This window comes from Ensifer sp. 4252 (genome assembly GCF_050434565.1).
Taxonomy (GTDB): domain Bacteria; phylum Pseudomonadota; class Alphaproteobacteria; order Rhizobiales; family Rhizobiaceae; genus Ensifer.
On record NZ_JBNDIU010000014.1, the window covers coordinates 150,960 to 165,163 of the forward strand.

11 protein-coding genes and 1 pseudogene are annotated in these 14,204 nt (G+C 61.8%); 8 read left to right on the forward strand and 4 right to left on the reverse strand.

The window, feature by feature from the left end; translation table 11 throughout:
* Window positions 1-9: 9 nt before the first annotated feature.
* Window positions 10-1,779 carry a hypothetical protein gene (locus ABIE33_RS23315; protein ID WP_429130051.1) on the reverse strand — a complete coding sequence of 590 codons (1,770 nt, stop codon included), beginning with the start codon at window positions 1,777-1,779 and terminating at the stop codon, window positions 10-12.
* Between the two features lie 220 nt (window positions 1,780-1,999).
* Window positions 2,000-2,275: a hypothetical protein gene (locus ABIE33_RS23320; protein WP_429130052.1), complete on the reverse strand. Its 276-nt coding sequence runs from the start codon at window positions 2,273-2,275 to the stop codon at window positions 2,000-2,002.
* Between the two features lie 595 nt (window positions 2,276-2,870).
* Here ABIE33_RS23320 and ABIE33_RS23325 point away from each other — a divergent pair.
* On the forward strand, window positions 2,871-3,551 hold the full coding sequence (locus tag ABIE33_RS23325; protein ID WP_429130054.1) for a hypothetical protein: 681 nt from the start codon (window positions 2,871-2,873) through the stop codon (window positions 3,549-3,551).
* A gap of 54 nt (window positions 3,552-3,605) precedes the next feature.
* Here ABIE33_RS23325 and ABIE33_RS23330 read toward each other — a convergent pair whose 3' ends face one another.
* Together ABIE33_RS23330 and ABIE33_RS23335 are read right to left on the reverse strand one after the other, a co-directional pair.
* Window positions 3,606-4,568 carry an HAD family hydrolase gene (locus ABIE33_RS23330; RefSeq protein WP_429130163.1) on the reverse strand — a complete coding sequence of 321 codons (963 nt, stop codon included), beginning with the start codon at window positions 4,566-4,568 and terminating at the stop codon, window positions 3,606-3,608.
* Window positions 4,569-4,714: 146 nt separating this feature from the next.
* Window positions 4,715-5,650, reverse strand: coding sequence for a formylglycine-generating enzyme family protein (locus tag ABIE33_RS23335; protein WP_429130165.1), 936 nt, complete (start codon window positions 5,648-5,650; stop codon window positions 4,715-4,717).
* A 303-nt stretch (window positions 5,651-5,953) separates the two neighbouring features.
* Between ABIE33_RS23335 and ABIE33_RS23340 the strand changes: the two genes are divergently transcribed.
* From ABIE33_RS23340 to ABIE33_RS23370, 7 genes and pseudogenes are all read left to right on the forward strand, one after another.
* Window positions 5,954-6,925 carry an AAA family ATPase gene (locus ABIE33_RS23340; RefSeq protein WP_429130056.1) on the forward strand — a complete coding sequence of 324 codons (972 nt, stop codon included), beginning with the start codon at window positions 5,954-5,956 and terminating at the stop codon, window positions 6,923-6,925.
* A gap of 17 nt (window positions 6,926-6,942) precedes the next feature.
* Window positions 6,943-7,938, forward strand: coding sequence for a DUF58 domain-containing protein (locus ABIE33_RS23345; RefSeq protein WP_429130057.1), 996 nt, complete (start codon window positions 6,943-6,945; stop codon window positions 7,936-7,938).
* Between the two features lie 2 nt (window positions 7,939-7,940).
* Entirely contained in the window at window positions 7,941-8,468 is a 528-nt protein-coding gene (locus ABIE33_RS23350; protein ID WP_429130060.1) for a DUF4381 domain-containing protein, read from the forward strand.
* Window positions 8,455-9,459: a vWA domain-containing protein gene (locus ABIE33_RS23355; RefSeq protein WP_429130063.1), complete on the forward strand. Its 1,005-nt coding sequence runs from the start codon at window positions 8,455-8,457 to the stop codon at window positions 9,457-9,459. The genes ABIE33_RS23350 and ABIE33_RS23355 overlap by 14 nt, the downstream gene beginning before the upstream one ends.
* Window positions 9,456-11,027, forward strand: a complete 1,572-nt coding sequence (locus ABIE33_RS23360) for a VWA domain-containing protein (protein WP_429130065.1) — start codon at window positions 9,456-9,458, stop codon at window positions 11,025-11,027. The genes ABIE33_RS23355 and ABIE33_RS23360 overlap by 4 nt, the downstream gene beginning before the upstream one ends.
* Entirely contained in the window at window positions 11,024-12,388 is a 1,365-nt protein-coding gene (locus ABIE33_RS23365; protein WP_429130066.1) for a BatD family protein, read from the forward strand. Before ABIE33_RS23360 ends, ABIE33_RS23365 begins: the two co-directional genes overlap by 4 nt.
* Window positions 12,389-12,631: 243 nt before the next feature.
* Window positions 12,632-14,150, forward strand: a pseudogene (locus ABIE33_RS23370) (arylsulfatase).
* The last annotated feature ends 54 nt before the right edge of the window (window positions 14,151-14,204 follow it).

The window sequence follows — 14,204 nt, forward strand, 5'->3', positions numbered from 1 at the left end:
GCCAAAGTCCTAGGGATTTCCGGCGGCTCGGAGGCCGGCCTTGCCGAGGCCGTCTTCAATCACCGCCACCAGTTCCGGCGCATAGCTCCTTGTCACCGGCGCAGCCAAAAGCGAGATATCCGCAGGCCTCTTCGGTGCGCGCACTTCATCAAGAGCGCTGGCGGCCTCGTCCGTCAATCCGAGTTGGCCGGCGACTGCCAACCGAAGCAGGTTGACGGCCAGGTCCGATGTGTTTGCAAGCTGGCGCACACGAAGCAGGGTTTCCTCATAACGGCGCCCACGATAGGCGTCGAGCGCCAACGTCAGCGCCGCGTCGTGATGCGTGTATTCCCCATTCGCCTCGGCCAGGCGCGCCAATCTGACACCTTCTGACCAGTGGCCGGAGATGTACTGCAACAGCCCCAACCTTGCCGGAATAGCCTCGTCCAGCGGATTGAGCGCGCAGGCGCGCTGCCCCGAAAGAAAGGCCGCTTCCGTATCGCCCGCTGCAAAGCGCGCCATCATCTGTGCCACGTAGCTCTGGCTCGCCTGGGGGGCGAGCGCGACTGCCCTATCGGCAAGCTTCAATGCTCGGTTGCCAGCGATCGGCGAGGTACCCGCCTCGCCCGTTGCCACCAGGATCATTGCCAGGCTCGCCGATACATCCGGGTCGTTTGCATTGTAGGCCAGCGACCGCTCGAGGCAGGCGAGCGCGCTCGCAAGATTTTCGGGGTCGGTTCGTGCCAGGGCCATATCCGCCTGCAACACGCAGCCATAACCCAGCGACGGCGCAGTGAGCTGGCGTGCTGCCTCCAGGCTGGTGATGACACCGTCTTCACCAGCGAGTGTGCGCGCAAGTCTAACCAAAAGCCTCTGTTGAATTTCCTCGGCAGAACCGCTCTCAAGCGGCAACTTCGACGCACCGGAGCGCAAGGCCTCGCTGCTCTGCGGGTCCACCACCTGCCAGGCGAGCTCGTGACCATCGTTCGCCATGCTGTAGCTGATCGACAATCTATATTCCTTGCTGCCTGCAAGGCGGACAGCCGGTCCGGGCGCAACCCAACCCGTCACCGACGCGACGTCGATGCCGGCAGGCTGCTCCTGCGCCAGCGTCCGTACCGACGAGAACTGCGACAGCGCATGCACCAGATGGTCGCCAATCTTCCGCTGCTCTTCGCCGTCTTTCGCGCGTTGTGGCTGCACGTCGACGACGACGGTCGGCTTTTCGGACAGGATCGGTTTCCACGGGAAATGGTCGGCCATCGACACGTAGAACGCTGCGGCCATCACCAAAACCCCGGCACTCGCAATGGCAACATTCGTCATGGAGATGCGGCGCCCGACGGCAACAGCCGCAGGCAATGGTGGGGGTGGCTCGGCAGTATCAGGCGACATCGTAGGTGGAACGAGGACGGCTTGCGACGGCTTTCCGTCAGCCCTGACGAAAAGCGGGACGTAGTTGCCCTTGGGCAGTTCGATGCGCAGGACAGCCTCATCGCCAAGCGTCTCGTAATATTGTGCCAGGGCCGCTCGGAGCCGAGACGCCTCGACGCGCACGATCGGATCGGTCGCCGGATCAAAGGAGCTCGGCCGGGCGAAGACATCGATCGCGATCGTATAGGCTTTCACCGAGGCTGAACGGCCGGCGAAGAACTCGTCAACCAGGTACCGCAAGAGCTTGCGGTGTCGCTCAGTCCCATGAAAGCGCGGATCGCCCAACATGCGGTCGAGTTCGACTCGTGCCGGGCGCTCGGCAACAGGGCAGTAAGCCGCTCGGTCCGCGTCTTCTCTTGTGTTCATAACGCGCCCCCATTTACCTACAACCCGAAAGAGAGTGCAAATGCGAGGTGAACTCTAGATCACAGAGCGGGAAGCGGAAAGAGAAATGTCGGGCAGTCACAAAACATTTTTCTGCCAAATGCCGCAGATCCAAAATGAAACAACAAATGAACTGGAAATTCAGTAAGATTACAGGGGTTGCGCGATAGAAACCGCGAATTCCATACAAACGAATAACTAATCACGATGGATTAGATGCACTGCTTGCACTGGAGAGGCAGACGGAAATCACTTCCTCTTCGATCTCTAGACAGATCAGTTCGTACTCCGCCACCATCGAAGCATCCTGCGGATCAAGCCGACGCTGCCGATCCAGCATGGAGGTCGCCTCGTCATATGCCTCGCAAAGGCTGGCGAGCGGCATATTCTTGGCGCTCAGGAGTTGCAACTGGCCGCGCAACGCCGGAAGCTTGAGCATCAGCTTCAAAAGTCCCCGTTGTTTGGCTTCGTTGGGCATTGTGCTCTACCCGCGTGAACGACGATCGATGCTTCATACCACGTCTGCGCGCGAGAAGGTCGTTCGCGTGCCTCATGCACAGATCCAGAAATGCCATTGCTTCTGAATTTGCCAGCGTCTCGTTGAGATATGCCTGCCTGACGGATGCAGCCTCGGGTCAGGCAGACGACCAACTTCTGCCTATCCCTCTCCTGCCCCGCAAATTCGCAGGAACCGTCCATTTCCGGAAGTACGTAACAGTAACATTGGCGCCGCCCGCTTGACGGCGAAGCGATCCCGACCCGAAAACGGACCGATGACATCTCGGCGGATCCGGCATTGACAACCAGGTCAGGGGATTTTCGTCGCAACCGCCACTCCACGGGCGAGCGACGCGCAGCTTACCGTAATCGCAATGGCTTGCTTGGCTTGGGCAGTGCGCTACAGTTAGCTTCCACAGGGTGACATAACTGACATATTGCGCTTCTCCACAGTGGCTCATCGCCGATTGTAACTGTTACGTACTTCGATGCGGAATACTGCGATGCTTAGAATGCCCGCGATGACATTTCGGCGACCGGCCGCATCGCGTGCTGAGTACAACGGAGAGATTTCCATGCGATCCTTGGACAAGACATCTCATTGCAGACGTGTGGTAGCGTTCCTTTCTGCCGGGATCGCCGCAACCGTTCTGACACTGCTGAGCACCGAGCTTGCGGCAAGCGACGACAAATTGAGCGGCCTGCCCTCACTCGTCCTTGGCGGACAAACGGCGACAGCTCAGACGTTCCAGTTCGAAACGCCTTTCAACAATCTCGTCAACGCAGGTTCGCTCTCGATCGTGCTCGAAAAGACGACTCTCGACGAGGTCAAGGCGACGTTCGGAGGCGACATCCGCAGCCGGTCTGTGGAGGGCCTGTCGATCGGCTGGCTATGCTACGAACTTTCCACCGGTGACCTGCCGCGGCGGATCTGGTTCGTGGCCAACGGCAGAGACGGCGCAGCGCCCGCCGAAAAGCCGGTGACGTTCATCTCCACCGAAGAAGTTGCCGACGAAGCCGACAAGTGCGACACCCCGACCGTTGCGCTCGCTCCCCTTTTGCTGCCGGTTCCAACCTTGAAGGACGGCACGGACGCCCTGGAGAAACGCTTCGGCGCAGCACCGAAGCAGGGCATGGTACGCTACGCCCACCAGCAGCAAGGCGAGCAAAACACCATGGTCATGCAATCGCTTGTCTACCGGCTGAAAGGCGGCCAGATCGATGGCATCGCCTTTACGCAGATTACATCCAAATGATGTGGGCGTTGCTCGCCACTGCTCCGGCGGCGAGCAATCTCCCTGCGAGGCTCTCTACTTCTCGAAAGCGTAGATCTTGTTCCAATCGGCCTTCATGTCGATGAGGAGCCACTTTCTCTGCTCGGCCTCGTTCATCGCCTTGTCGAGCTTGCCGACATGCGACTGGCGGTCATAGGTCCATTCCCGCTCGCCGTCAGTGTGATGCACGATCATACCGAAGCTCGGTCCTGCGCCAGATGTCACCCATCGCAGCATCTCGTAGTCACCATCGGAATTGCCGGCGGCGAAGATGGGGCGGCGACCGATGAACTTGTTGATGCCGACCGGCTTGCCGGGACCGTCGTCGATGAAATCCACCTTCGGCTCACGCATGAGCACCGGCGTGTCGCCCTGAAGTTCATACTTGGTGGTTATGGTGCTGCCGACAACCTGTTCCGGCGGGATCCCGTACATCTGCTCGGTCATCGGCCGCATGAATTCGATGCCGCCACCCGAAACGATATAGGTCTTGAAGCCGTTTTCCCGCAGATAATCCAATACCTCCCTCATCGGCAGGTAGGTAATCTCGTTATAGGGCCGGTCGAAGCGCGGGTGTTTCGCGCTCGCGAACCAGTCCTTGACGATCTTCGCAAATTCGTCCGTCGTCATCCCTGCGTGTGTCGCCATCGCGAGCTCGACAAGACCTTTCTCGCCGGCCGCAGCAACGCCCGCCATGTCGCCCTTGAGCAGCGATGCGAACGGCTCCTTGTCCTTCCACTCCGGGTGATCCGGGGCCATCGCCTTGATGCGATCGTTGATGAACATGCCCTGGAAATAGTTCGGCTGCTCGGTCCAGAGCGTACCGTCGTTGTCAAACACGGCGATACGGTCCACTTCAGCGACATAATCAGGGCCGCCTTCGGTCGTCACCCGCGTCACGAAGTCGATGATGGCCGATTTCGCCTCGCCGTCGTTCCAGGAAGGAAGGCCGGCCGGAGGCGCATCAGCGGCCACCACAAGCGCCGGCGCGGCCAGCATCAATGCAAATGATGCCGCGACTCCCATAAAGGTCCGTCGACGCCAGCCCTTCCAATGCGCATCCACATCAATCGACGCGAACTCTCCTGCCGTCAAAGTCATCGGGTGTCCTCCTCAACTGAAACAAGACTGTCGGTGTCAGGCGTCTACGGCCGACGGATGCAGCGGAAACCGATATGGGTCGTTGCCGCATTTTCCTCATGCGCATGGCGGGCTGCCGGGCGATAGCGACGGCAATAGTTCGGCGCGCAGAGATGCGATCCCCCCTTCACCACCCGCCGCGCGATCAGGATCTCCGGCTGCCGCGGGTCGTAGCTTGCCTCAGCCCCGCCGCCGCGCGGATTGGAGGGGATGCAGCAGCTTTTTTGCACAGGCTCCGGGTGATTGCTCGACCAGTAGTCGCTTGTCCATTCCCAGACATTGCCGATCATGTCGTAAAGGCCATAGCCGTTGGGCGGGAAGCTGGCGACCGGCGACGTCCGCTCGAAGCCGTCAGGGCGCAGGTTCTCGGTCGGGAAGGCACCGTGCCAGGTGTTGGCCATGAAGCGCCCCTCCGGAACAAGTTCGGCGCCCCACGCATATTCCGCGTCAATCAGGCCGCCCTTGGCGGCAAACTCCCACTCGGCTTCCGTCGGCAGATCCTTGCCGGCCCATTGCGCATAGGCCATGGCATCGACATAGGAGATGTGCACGACGGGATGATCGAGCTTGCCGCGAATGTTGCTCTGCCGACCATAGGGCCTTTTCCAGTCGGCACCGAACTTGAAGTTCCACCATTGCGAGGGATCACGGCTCGTGACGCGCTTCGGCGGATCAAAAATCACCGACCCCGCCCGCATCATTTCCGGCAGCGCACCCGGGTATTCCTTCGGGTCGGGCGCCTTCTCGGCAATGGTGACATAACCGGTCGCCTCGACGAATGCACCGAACTGCCGGTTGGTGACCGGCGTGACGTCGATCCAGAAACCGTCGACTTTCACCGGGTGAGCCGGCGCCTCTTCCGGGTAATGATTGTCGGATCCCATCGTGAAGGTACCGCCTTCGGTCCAGATCGGCTCGCGCGCGCTGATCGCCGCTGGCATTTCGTCGAAGGTCGGCCTTGTGGATAGTATTTGCATGCGGCTTCGATCTCCCGGGCGGATGTCGCGTCCATCCTGATATCCCGAAGTCTAGACGCAAACTTTCCGACTCCAAAGTACGTAACTGTTACGACGGCCCACGAATGGAATTCCGGCGTCGTTTGCCTCGCCCGCGGATTGATCGAGAACCACAATCGCCCGCTTCGTTACTGTTACGTTCTTTCCAACCGGCTGCATGTAACCTTAATCTCTCCTGAGAGTTCACAAGGGCTGGCGCCGCCGGGTCGGCGGGAGGGGCTAAATCTCATGGGTACACGTGACGACATCGAACAGCTCGGCAAGCGGATCGGCGAAGCCATCGTCGGCCAACAGGGCATGATCGAGCGCCTGCTGCTCGGTCTCCTGAGCAATGGCCATCTGCTGGTCGAAGGCCTGCCCGGGCTTGCCAAGACGCGGGCCATCAAGAGCATGGCGAAGAACCTCGACGCCGAGCTGTCTCGCATCCAGTTCACACCGGACCTTTTGCCCTCCGACATTACCGGCTCGGAGGTCTATTTCACAGAAAGCGGCAAGGGCGAGTTCCGCTTTCAGCAAGGCCCGATCTTCGCCAATCTCATCCTTGCTGACGAAGTCAACCGCGCACCGGCGAAAGTGCAGTCCGCCCTGCTCGAGGCGATGGAGGAGCGGCAAGTCACGGTCGGCGGCGACAGCCACGAACTTCCCAACCTCTTCATGGTGATGGCAACGCAAAACCCGATCGAGCAGGAAGGCACCTACCCCTTGCCGGAGGCGCAGCTCGATCGTTTCCTCATGCACATCCAGGTCGACTACCCCGACGCCAAATCGGAGGCCGAGATCATGCGGCTGGTGCGTTCGGAAGAAACGGCTGTCGCCGGCAAAGCCAAGCCCGGCGAAAAACTGGCACAGGATGCGGTTTTTACGGCACGCAAGGAGATCTCGGCAGTGACCGTCTCGAGTGCGATCGAAGACTATATCGTCGCGCTCGTGATGGCGACGCGCTACCCGGACAAGCTCGACAAGGACCTGGCCAAATGGATCCAGGTGGGCATCAGCCCGCGCGGTGTCATCGGTCTCGACAGGGTCTCGCGTGCCCATGCCTGGTTGAAGGGCAGAGACTTCGTGACGCCCGATGACGTGCAGGCGATCGTGCACGACGTCTTTCGCCACCGGCTCGTGCTTTCCTATGAAGCCCATGCCGGCGGCACGACCGCCAACCAGGTGGTAGACCGGATCGTACAACAGGTCGCTGTTGCCTGAGAGATGGAGAAGGCCCGATGGCAATATCCCTGTCCGCCTTCGCCCGATCGAAGGGCATTGCCCATCCACGAAAGGTGGAGGCATCGGGCGCCTACACCTCCGTCGACGAACTGGTCGGCCTCGAAGCGATTGCCTGCGACCTGACCTTCCTGCGCAAGGCGCCGGTTCGACGTTTGCTGGCCGGACGCCATGAATCGCGCATGCGCGGCCGGGGGCTGTCGTTCGAGGAACTGCGCGAATACCTGCCGGGCGACGATATTCGCACCATCGACTGGAGGGTGACGGCGCGGACCGGCAAGCCGGTCGTGCGGGTCTATGACGAGGAGAAGGATCGGCCGGCCCTTGTCATCGTCGATCAGCGCATCAACATGTTCTTCGGCAGCCGGCGCGCCATGAAATCGGTCGCCGCCGCCGAAGTGGCAGCCCTTTGCGCCTGGCGCATCACGGCGCTCGGCGACCGGGTCGGTGGCTTCGTGTTCGGAGATGAGACCGTCGACGAGGTCCGACCCTATCGCAGCCGCGAGGCCGTCATTCGTTTTGCCGACGTCATCGTTCGCCACAACACCGCGCTCACCGCAACCTCCAAGGTTGCAAGGGGCGACGAGCAACTGGACCTCGTGCTTTCGACCGTCGCCAATATCGCCAGGCATGACCATCTGATCATCGTCATCAGCGATTTCGACGGCCACGGTCTGGAAACGCGCGACATGCTGCTCAAGCTGTCTGCCCATAATGACGTGATCGCCATCCTGATCTATGACCCCTTTATGCTCGAATTGCCGCGCAAGGGTGACATCGTCGTCAGCGGCGGCGCGCAGCAGGCCGAACTTCAGTTTGGCCGCGGAAACGTCCGCGAGGCGATCGACAGCTTCGCCCGCAAACGCGGCCGTGCACTGAAGGCATGGCAGGAGGACCTGGGCCTGCCGATGCTGCCCGTTTCCTCGGCGGAAGAGATCGCACCTCAATTGCGCAACATGCTCGGCCAGTTGGCCTGGCGTCAGCGGAGACGGTAGCGATGGAAGGGAGCACGCCCACCGTCGATCCCGGTCTCGCTGCAGCGCTCCGCGGACTTGCCGATATCGTCTTACCGCCGCCTGTCTCCATGCTGCCGCAGACCTGGGCCTGGGCCGTGCTCGCCGCGCTCGTTCTGCTGGTGATCGCCTTCGCTCTCTGGCGCTGGCTTCGCTACCGGGAGCTCAACCGTTACCGTCGCGAGGCGCTTTCCGCGCTTCGCCTGATCGAACAGCGCATCGGCGCTGCTCAAACACGTGGCACGGCACTTGCCGCCGTGCCCGTCCTTCTCAAGAGCACCGCGCTTGCTGTCTGGCCACGCGAGACCATTGCCAATCTGAGCGGCAAGGGCTGGACCGGCTTCCTCGACGCCCATTCCGGTGGCCCTGTCTTTCCCACAGCCGCGGCGCATTTCTTCGAAGAAGCGGAGTACCGCGGACCGGCGGTTTTGGCATCTGTCCCTGAAGCCGAAGCGAAGGCTCACATAGCGGCGGCACGCCACTGGATCGAGGCGCACCATGTACGTTCTTGATCATTCCTGGTTGCTCGTCTTGCTGCCGCTTCCAGTCGTCATCTGGTGGCTGCTTCCGGCCTATCGCGAGCAATCGGCGGCGGTTCGGATCCCATTCTTCAAGGACATCACCGCGGCGGCGGGCATCGGCGCGACCGAAGGATCGGTCGTGCCCAAATCCAACCTCGGGCAGAAGCTGATTGCGCCGATCTGCTGGTTCCTCATCGTCCTGGCGCTTGCTCGGCCGCAATATATCGAGCCGCCGATCGAAAAGACGGAACCGCAGCGCGATCTGATGCTGGCGATCGACCTGTCGCAATCGATGGATACGCGTGACTTTCACGATCCCACCGGCAATCTGCAGGCCCGTGTCGATGCCGTGCACACGGTCGTCGCCGATTTCATCGACGAGCGACCCGAAGATCGCCTCGGCCTCATCGCCTTTGGCGACGCCCCCTACCCGCTCGTGCCCTTCACGCTCGACCACAAGACGGTCAAGGCGATGCTGGCCGACAGCCTGCCGGGCATGGCGGGGCCGCGCACCGCGATCGGCGATGCGATCGGCCTTGCGATCAAGATGTTCGATCAAAGCACGGCGCCGGATAAGGTCCTGATCCTGCTGACGGATGGCAACGACACCGCAAGCAAGATGCCGCCCGACAAGGCCGCCGGCATCGCCGCCGAAAAGCACATCGTCATCCACACGGTCGGCATCGGCGATCCCAACGCACAAGGGGAGCAGAAGCTCGACACAGCAGTGCTGCAGGGGATCGCAACAACCACACACGGGCGATATTTCTTCGGCCAGGACCAGGCCTCGCTCCAAACCATCTACGAGCTTCTCGACCAGTTGACGCCGGCGAACCAGAAGACCCTGTCCTGGCGGCCGCGCAGCGAGCTGTTCCACTATCCGCTCGGCGCGGCGTTGAACCTCGTCCTCGTCTATCATGGCATCATGTGGCTGCTGTCGGCCCGCGCAGACCGGCGCCGCGAACGGGGGGCCGGAGCATGATTGCCGACTTCCATTTCCTCAGACCCCTTTGGCTGCTGGCGCTGCTGGCGGCGCCCTTGCTTGTGATGCTGATCGGCCGGCGCACCGATGTGCGCTCGCAATGGCAGGGCATGATTGCGCCGCATCTTCTCGACCACTTGCTGATCGAGAAAGGCGGAAAGCGACGGCTGCAACCAGTCCACCTGACGGCCGTGCTGATCGCGATCGGCGCGATCGCGGCTGCCGGTCCGACATGGCAACGCGAAAAGCCCCCCTTTGTCGAGGATACCGCACCGCTGGCGATCGCCATCGACCTGACCGAAACGATGAATGCCACGGATGTTTCACCCACACGGCTCGAACGGGCAAAGCTGAAGGTGCAGGACATCCTCTCTCTGCGAAAGGGCGCACGCACAGCCCTGTTTGCCTATGCCGGCACGACCCACATGGTGCTGCCGCTCACCGACGATGCAAACCTGATCAAGACCTATCTGGCGGCCCTGTCGCCGGGCATCATGCCGGTTACGGGCCGGGACACCGGCAAGGCACTGCAAGTGGCGGAAGACGCGCTTTCCAGCGAGACCGCGCCGGGCACGATCTTGTTCATGACCGATGGCGTCGAGCGCACGGCGTTCGACGCCTTCGCACGGTATCAGGGGCGCAACGACCTGATGGTGCTCGGCATCGGCACCGCCGACGGCGGCCCGGTGAAGACGGCCGACGGCCAATTCCTGACAGATGAGACGGGCGCGCGCGTTCGCGCCACGCTCGACGTCGATGCGCTGAAGGCATTGCAGGCGGCGTCGAAAGCGCAAGTCGCAACAGTCACGCCCGACGACAGCGACGTGCGCTGGATCATCAGGCGGATCCAGAGCAGCTTCGCGCAAAAGACCGCGGAAGGTCTGACGCGCTGGTACGATGCTGGCTGGTGGCTGACCATCCCGATCGCGCTTCTCGCCGCGCTCTGGTTCCGCCGTGGTTGGACGGTGCGCTGGGCGGTCTATCTGATTGCCGTCGGCACGCTGCTAACCGGGGCAAAGGCGGAAGCAGCCGATCGCAGCTTTGCCGATCTCTGGTTTACCCCGGACCAGCAGGGCCAGCGCGCGGTTAACCGCAGCGACTTCCAGAGTGCAGCCGGCGACTTCACCGATCCAGCCTGGCAAGGCGTCGCACTCTATCGCATCGGACGGTATCAGGACGCCATCGATGCCTTCGCGCAGGCTGATAACGCGGAAAGCTACTACAATCAGGGCAACGCCCTGATGCACCTCGACAAGGCAGAGGAAGCAATTGCCGCCTACCAGCAGGCGCTCAAACGTCGCCCGGACTGGCCCGAAGCCAAACAGAACCTGGCCGTGGCCGAGAAACGCAAGGCGGACAAGGACAAGCAGGACCAGGACGCAGAGCAGGAGGCTGCCGGGCTCGATCCGGATCAGATCCAGTTCGATGACAAGGGCAAGAAGGGCAAGGAAGGCACGGTTCCCGGGGCGCCGCAGACCGCCGAGATGTGGATGCGCAATATCCAGGTCTCCCCTGCCGATCTGCTGGCGCGGAAATTCGCGATCGAAGCGAAGGATGCCGAGCCATGAACCGACGCATCTGGTCCATTCTCCTTGCACTCGGCGCGTTCTTGCTGACGCTGACAAACGTGGCGCTGGCAGCCGATCCATTCGCCCGCGCCACGCTCGCTACCAAAGGAACGATCTATGCGGGACAGCAGGTTGAGGTAGACGTCGACGTTTTTGCGCCGAACTACTTTCTGTCGCCGCCGCAGTTTCCGCTGTTCGACCTGCCCGGCGCCGTTGTGACGATGCCCGATGATCGCGGCCTGAATCTCAACGAAACCATCGACGGCGTCGATTTCTCCGGCATCCGCAAGACCTATGTCATCACCCCGCAGGCGGCCGGCGACTACACATTGCCGCCTGTCGACATCCCGTTCGGTTATGCGGCCGTTCCGGGCGAAACGACGCAGGGCCGGGTGAAAATGCCGACGCTGCGCCTGACGGTTACTGCAGTGCCCGGCGGTGCTGACGGCAAGGCAGGCATCACCGCGGCGAAAGTGACGATCACGCAGACCTTCGACCGGGATCCGGCAAGCCTGCGCGCCGGCGATGCTCTGGTTCGCACCGTCACCGTGCAAGCGGATGGACTGGCGGCAATGATGATCCCGGAGCCGTCCTTCGGAGTACCAGCCGGCGTGCAGGTCTATGTCCACGACCCCGTGCTCTCAGAGGACAGGTCCGATCGCGGCGTGTTCCTGGGCGGCGTCCGCAGGGACACCGCCACCTATGTCTTTGCGAAAGCGGGTGGCTACACGCTACCTGCAATCACGCTGCAGTGGTTCGATCCGTCGCTGGGCAAGGCGGAAACGGCCGAAGCGCCGTTGGCCAAGGTTTCGGTTGCGGCAGCACCTGCAGACGCGACCGCCCTTGCCCCGCCGTCTCCGCCGCCGGAGAAGGCCCCCTTCGATTGGCAATGGTGGGTCGGCGCTGGCCTCGCCATGGCGGCATTGGCGCTTCTGATCCACCTTGCCGCCGCGGTAGCGGGCCGTCTTCAGGCGTGGTTCGAAGAGGCACGGATGCGCAAAGCGCAGTCCGAGCCGACGGCATTCCGTCGCGTAGACGAGGGATGCCGAAGCGGCGATGCTCGACGTTTCGAAGCAGCAATCGATGCCTGGTCGCGCAAGACGGGAAACGTGCCGCTGGCCCAATGGCTCGATCGCTTCGCCGACCCCGAGACAAAAACGGCCTTCGCCAAGCACCAGCAGTCGCTTTATCGAGGTCAGCAGGACACGGCGCAGCCGCCGAATCTCGTGCCGCTTAGCGCCGGCCTTAGCAGGGCCAGAAACCGCTGGCTGGAGCAGTCTGGCGACGACGATCCGGTGCCGGCCAACGAGTTGCCAGATCTCAACCCGGCGCTCGGCGCCGAACTGCCAAGCAACCGCTAGATTGGGCGCAACCAGACGTTACAGCCCTTCGTAACCGTTACGTACTTGCCGGTAACATGCGGTTCAACCCACAGTTCACCGGTAAATCTAAGACTTTGCCTGCCAGACCGAATGCAATCCATCGTGGCCTCAGGGAGACATGAGATGCCCATTGATTTAAAGAGTACCTTCGGCCTGCTGGCTGCTTCAGCAGTCCGCAGGTCCATCAAGCCGAAAGCGCTTGCGCTTGCCGGAACCGTGCTGATGTCGACGATCACGGCGTCTGCGGTGCCAGCCATGGCCCAGGATACGGCCAAGCCCAATATCCTCGTCATCTTCGGCGACGACATCGGCCAGACCAATATCAGCGCCTATTCCTTCGGCGTCGTGGGCTATAAGACCCCGAACATCGACCGGCTCGCCAGCGAAGGCGTGATGTTCACCGACTACTATGCCGAAAACAGCTGCACGGCCGGCCGGTCCACCTTCATCACCGGTCAGTCGGTGCTTCGCACAGGCATGTCCAAAGTCGGTGTTCCCGGCGCCCCCGTGGGCATTCAGGACCGCGATGTCACGATTGCTCAGGCGTGAAGCCGCTCGGATATGCGACCGGCCAGTTCGGCAAGAACCACCTTGGCGATCAGGATCGTTTCCTGCCGACCGCCCATGGCTTCGATGAATTCTTCGGCAACCTCTATCACCTCAATGCCGAAGAAGAGCCGGAGCGCCCCTATTGGCCGAAGGATCCCAATGATCCCTTCGTGAAGGCGGCCACGCCGCGCGGCGTGCTGCATTCCTTTGCCGACGGCAAGATCGAGGATACCGGCGCGCTCAACTCGAAGCGCATGGAAACGATCGACGACGAGACCACGGCAGCAGCGATCGGCTTCATGGAAAAACAGGTCAAGGAAGGCAAGCCCTTCTTCACCTGGATGAACACCACCCGCATGCACCAAGGCCAGAGCGGGATGCCCGGTAACGACTATGCCGACGGCATGGTCGAGCATGACAACGACGTCGGCAAGCTCTTGAAGGCAATCGACGACCTGAAGATCGCCGATAACACCATCGTTGTTTACGCCACTGACAATGGACCCAACCAGTTCTCCTGGCCGGACGCCGCAACGACCCCGTTCCGCAGCGAGAAGGACTCCAACTGGGAAGGCGCCTTCCGAGTTCCCGCCATCATTCGCTGGCCGGGCAAGATCAAGCCGGGCGTTTCCAACGAGATGGTCTCCGGCCTCGACTGGTTCCCCACGCTGCTTGCGGCTGCCGGTGACAAGGACATCAAGGACCGGCTGCTGAAGGGCACCAAGCTCGGCGACAAGGACTTCAAGGTCCACCTCGACGGCTACAACCAGCTTCCCTACCTCACCGGCGAGCAGCCGAAGGGCGCACGCAACGAGTTCTACTACTTCAACGACGATGCCAAGCTCGTCGGCATGCGCTTTGACAACTGGAAAGGGTCTTCTGCGAAATGCGCAAGCCCGGTGGCTTCGATGTATGGCAGGACCCCTTCGTCTGCTTGCGCGTACCGAAGATGTTCAACCTGCGTATGGACCCCTATGAGCGGGCCGACATCGTCTCCGATCAGTACAACGACTGGAGGACGAAGAACGTCTATCTCGTCGGTATCGCCACCATGAAGTCCGCGGCCTTCCTGGAGACCTTCATCGAGTATCCGCCGAGCCAGAAGCCCGCGAGCTTCTCGGTCGACCAGGTCAAGGAAGGTGTCCATGCCAAGATCGACGAGATCATGAAGAAGGCCCCTGCGGCCCAATAAGCTGAACAAGGCGGCGTTCCCCGAGCGCCGCCTTTTCTTTCTCTGCATTTAGAA

Bases quoted from the DNA above. Each gene is read 5' to 3' on its own strand.
- ABIE33_RS23315 (WP_429130051.1), bottom strand. From the start codon at position 1,779: ATGAACACAAGAGAAGACGCGGACCGAGCGGCTTACTGCCCTGTTGCC.
- ABIE33_RS23320 (WP_429130052.1), bottom strand. From the start codon at position 2,275: ATGCCCAACGAAGCCAAACAACGGGGACTTTTGAAGCTGATGCTCAAG.
- ABIE33_RS23325 (WP_429130054.1), top strand. From the start codon at position 2,871: ATGCGATCCTTGGACAAGACATCTCATTGCAGACGTGTGGTAGCGTTC.
- ABIE33_RS23330 (WP_429130163.1), bottom strand. From the start codon at position 4,568: ATGCTGGCCGCGCCGGCGCTTGTGGTGGCCGCTGATGCGCCTCCGGCC.
- ABIE33_RS23335 (WP_429130165.1), bottom strand. From the start codon at position 5,650: ATGCCAGCGGCGATCAGCGCGCGCGAGCCGATCTGGACCGAAGGCGGT.
- ABIE33_RS23340 (WP_429130056.1), top strand. From the start codon at position 5,954: ATGGGTACACGTGACGACATCGAACAGCTCGGCAAGCGGATCGGCGAA.
- ABIE33_RS23345 (WP_429130057.1), top strand. From the start codon at position 6,943: ATGGCAATATCCCTGTCCGCCTTCGCCCGATCGAAGGGCATTGCCCAT.
- ABIE33_RS23350 (WP_429130060.1), top strand. From the start codon at position 7,941: ATGGAAGGGAGCACGCCCACCGTCGATCCCGGTCTCGCTGCAGCGCTC.
- ABIE33_RS23355 (WP_429130063.1), top strand. From the start codon at position 8,455: ATGTACGTTCTTGATCATTCCTGGTTGCTCGTCTTGCTGCCGCTTCCA.
- ABIE33_RS23360 (WP_429130065.1), top strand. From the start codon at position 9,456: ATGATTGCCGACTTCCATTTCCTCAGACCCCTTTGGCTGCTGGCGCTG.
- ABIE33_RS23365 (WP_429130066.1), top strand. From the start codon at position 11,024: ATGAACCGACGCATCTGGTCCATTCTCCTTGCACTCGGCGCGTTCTTG.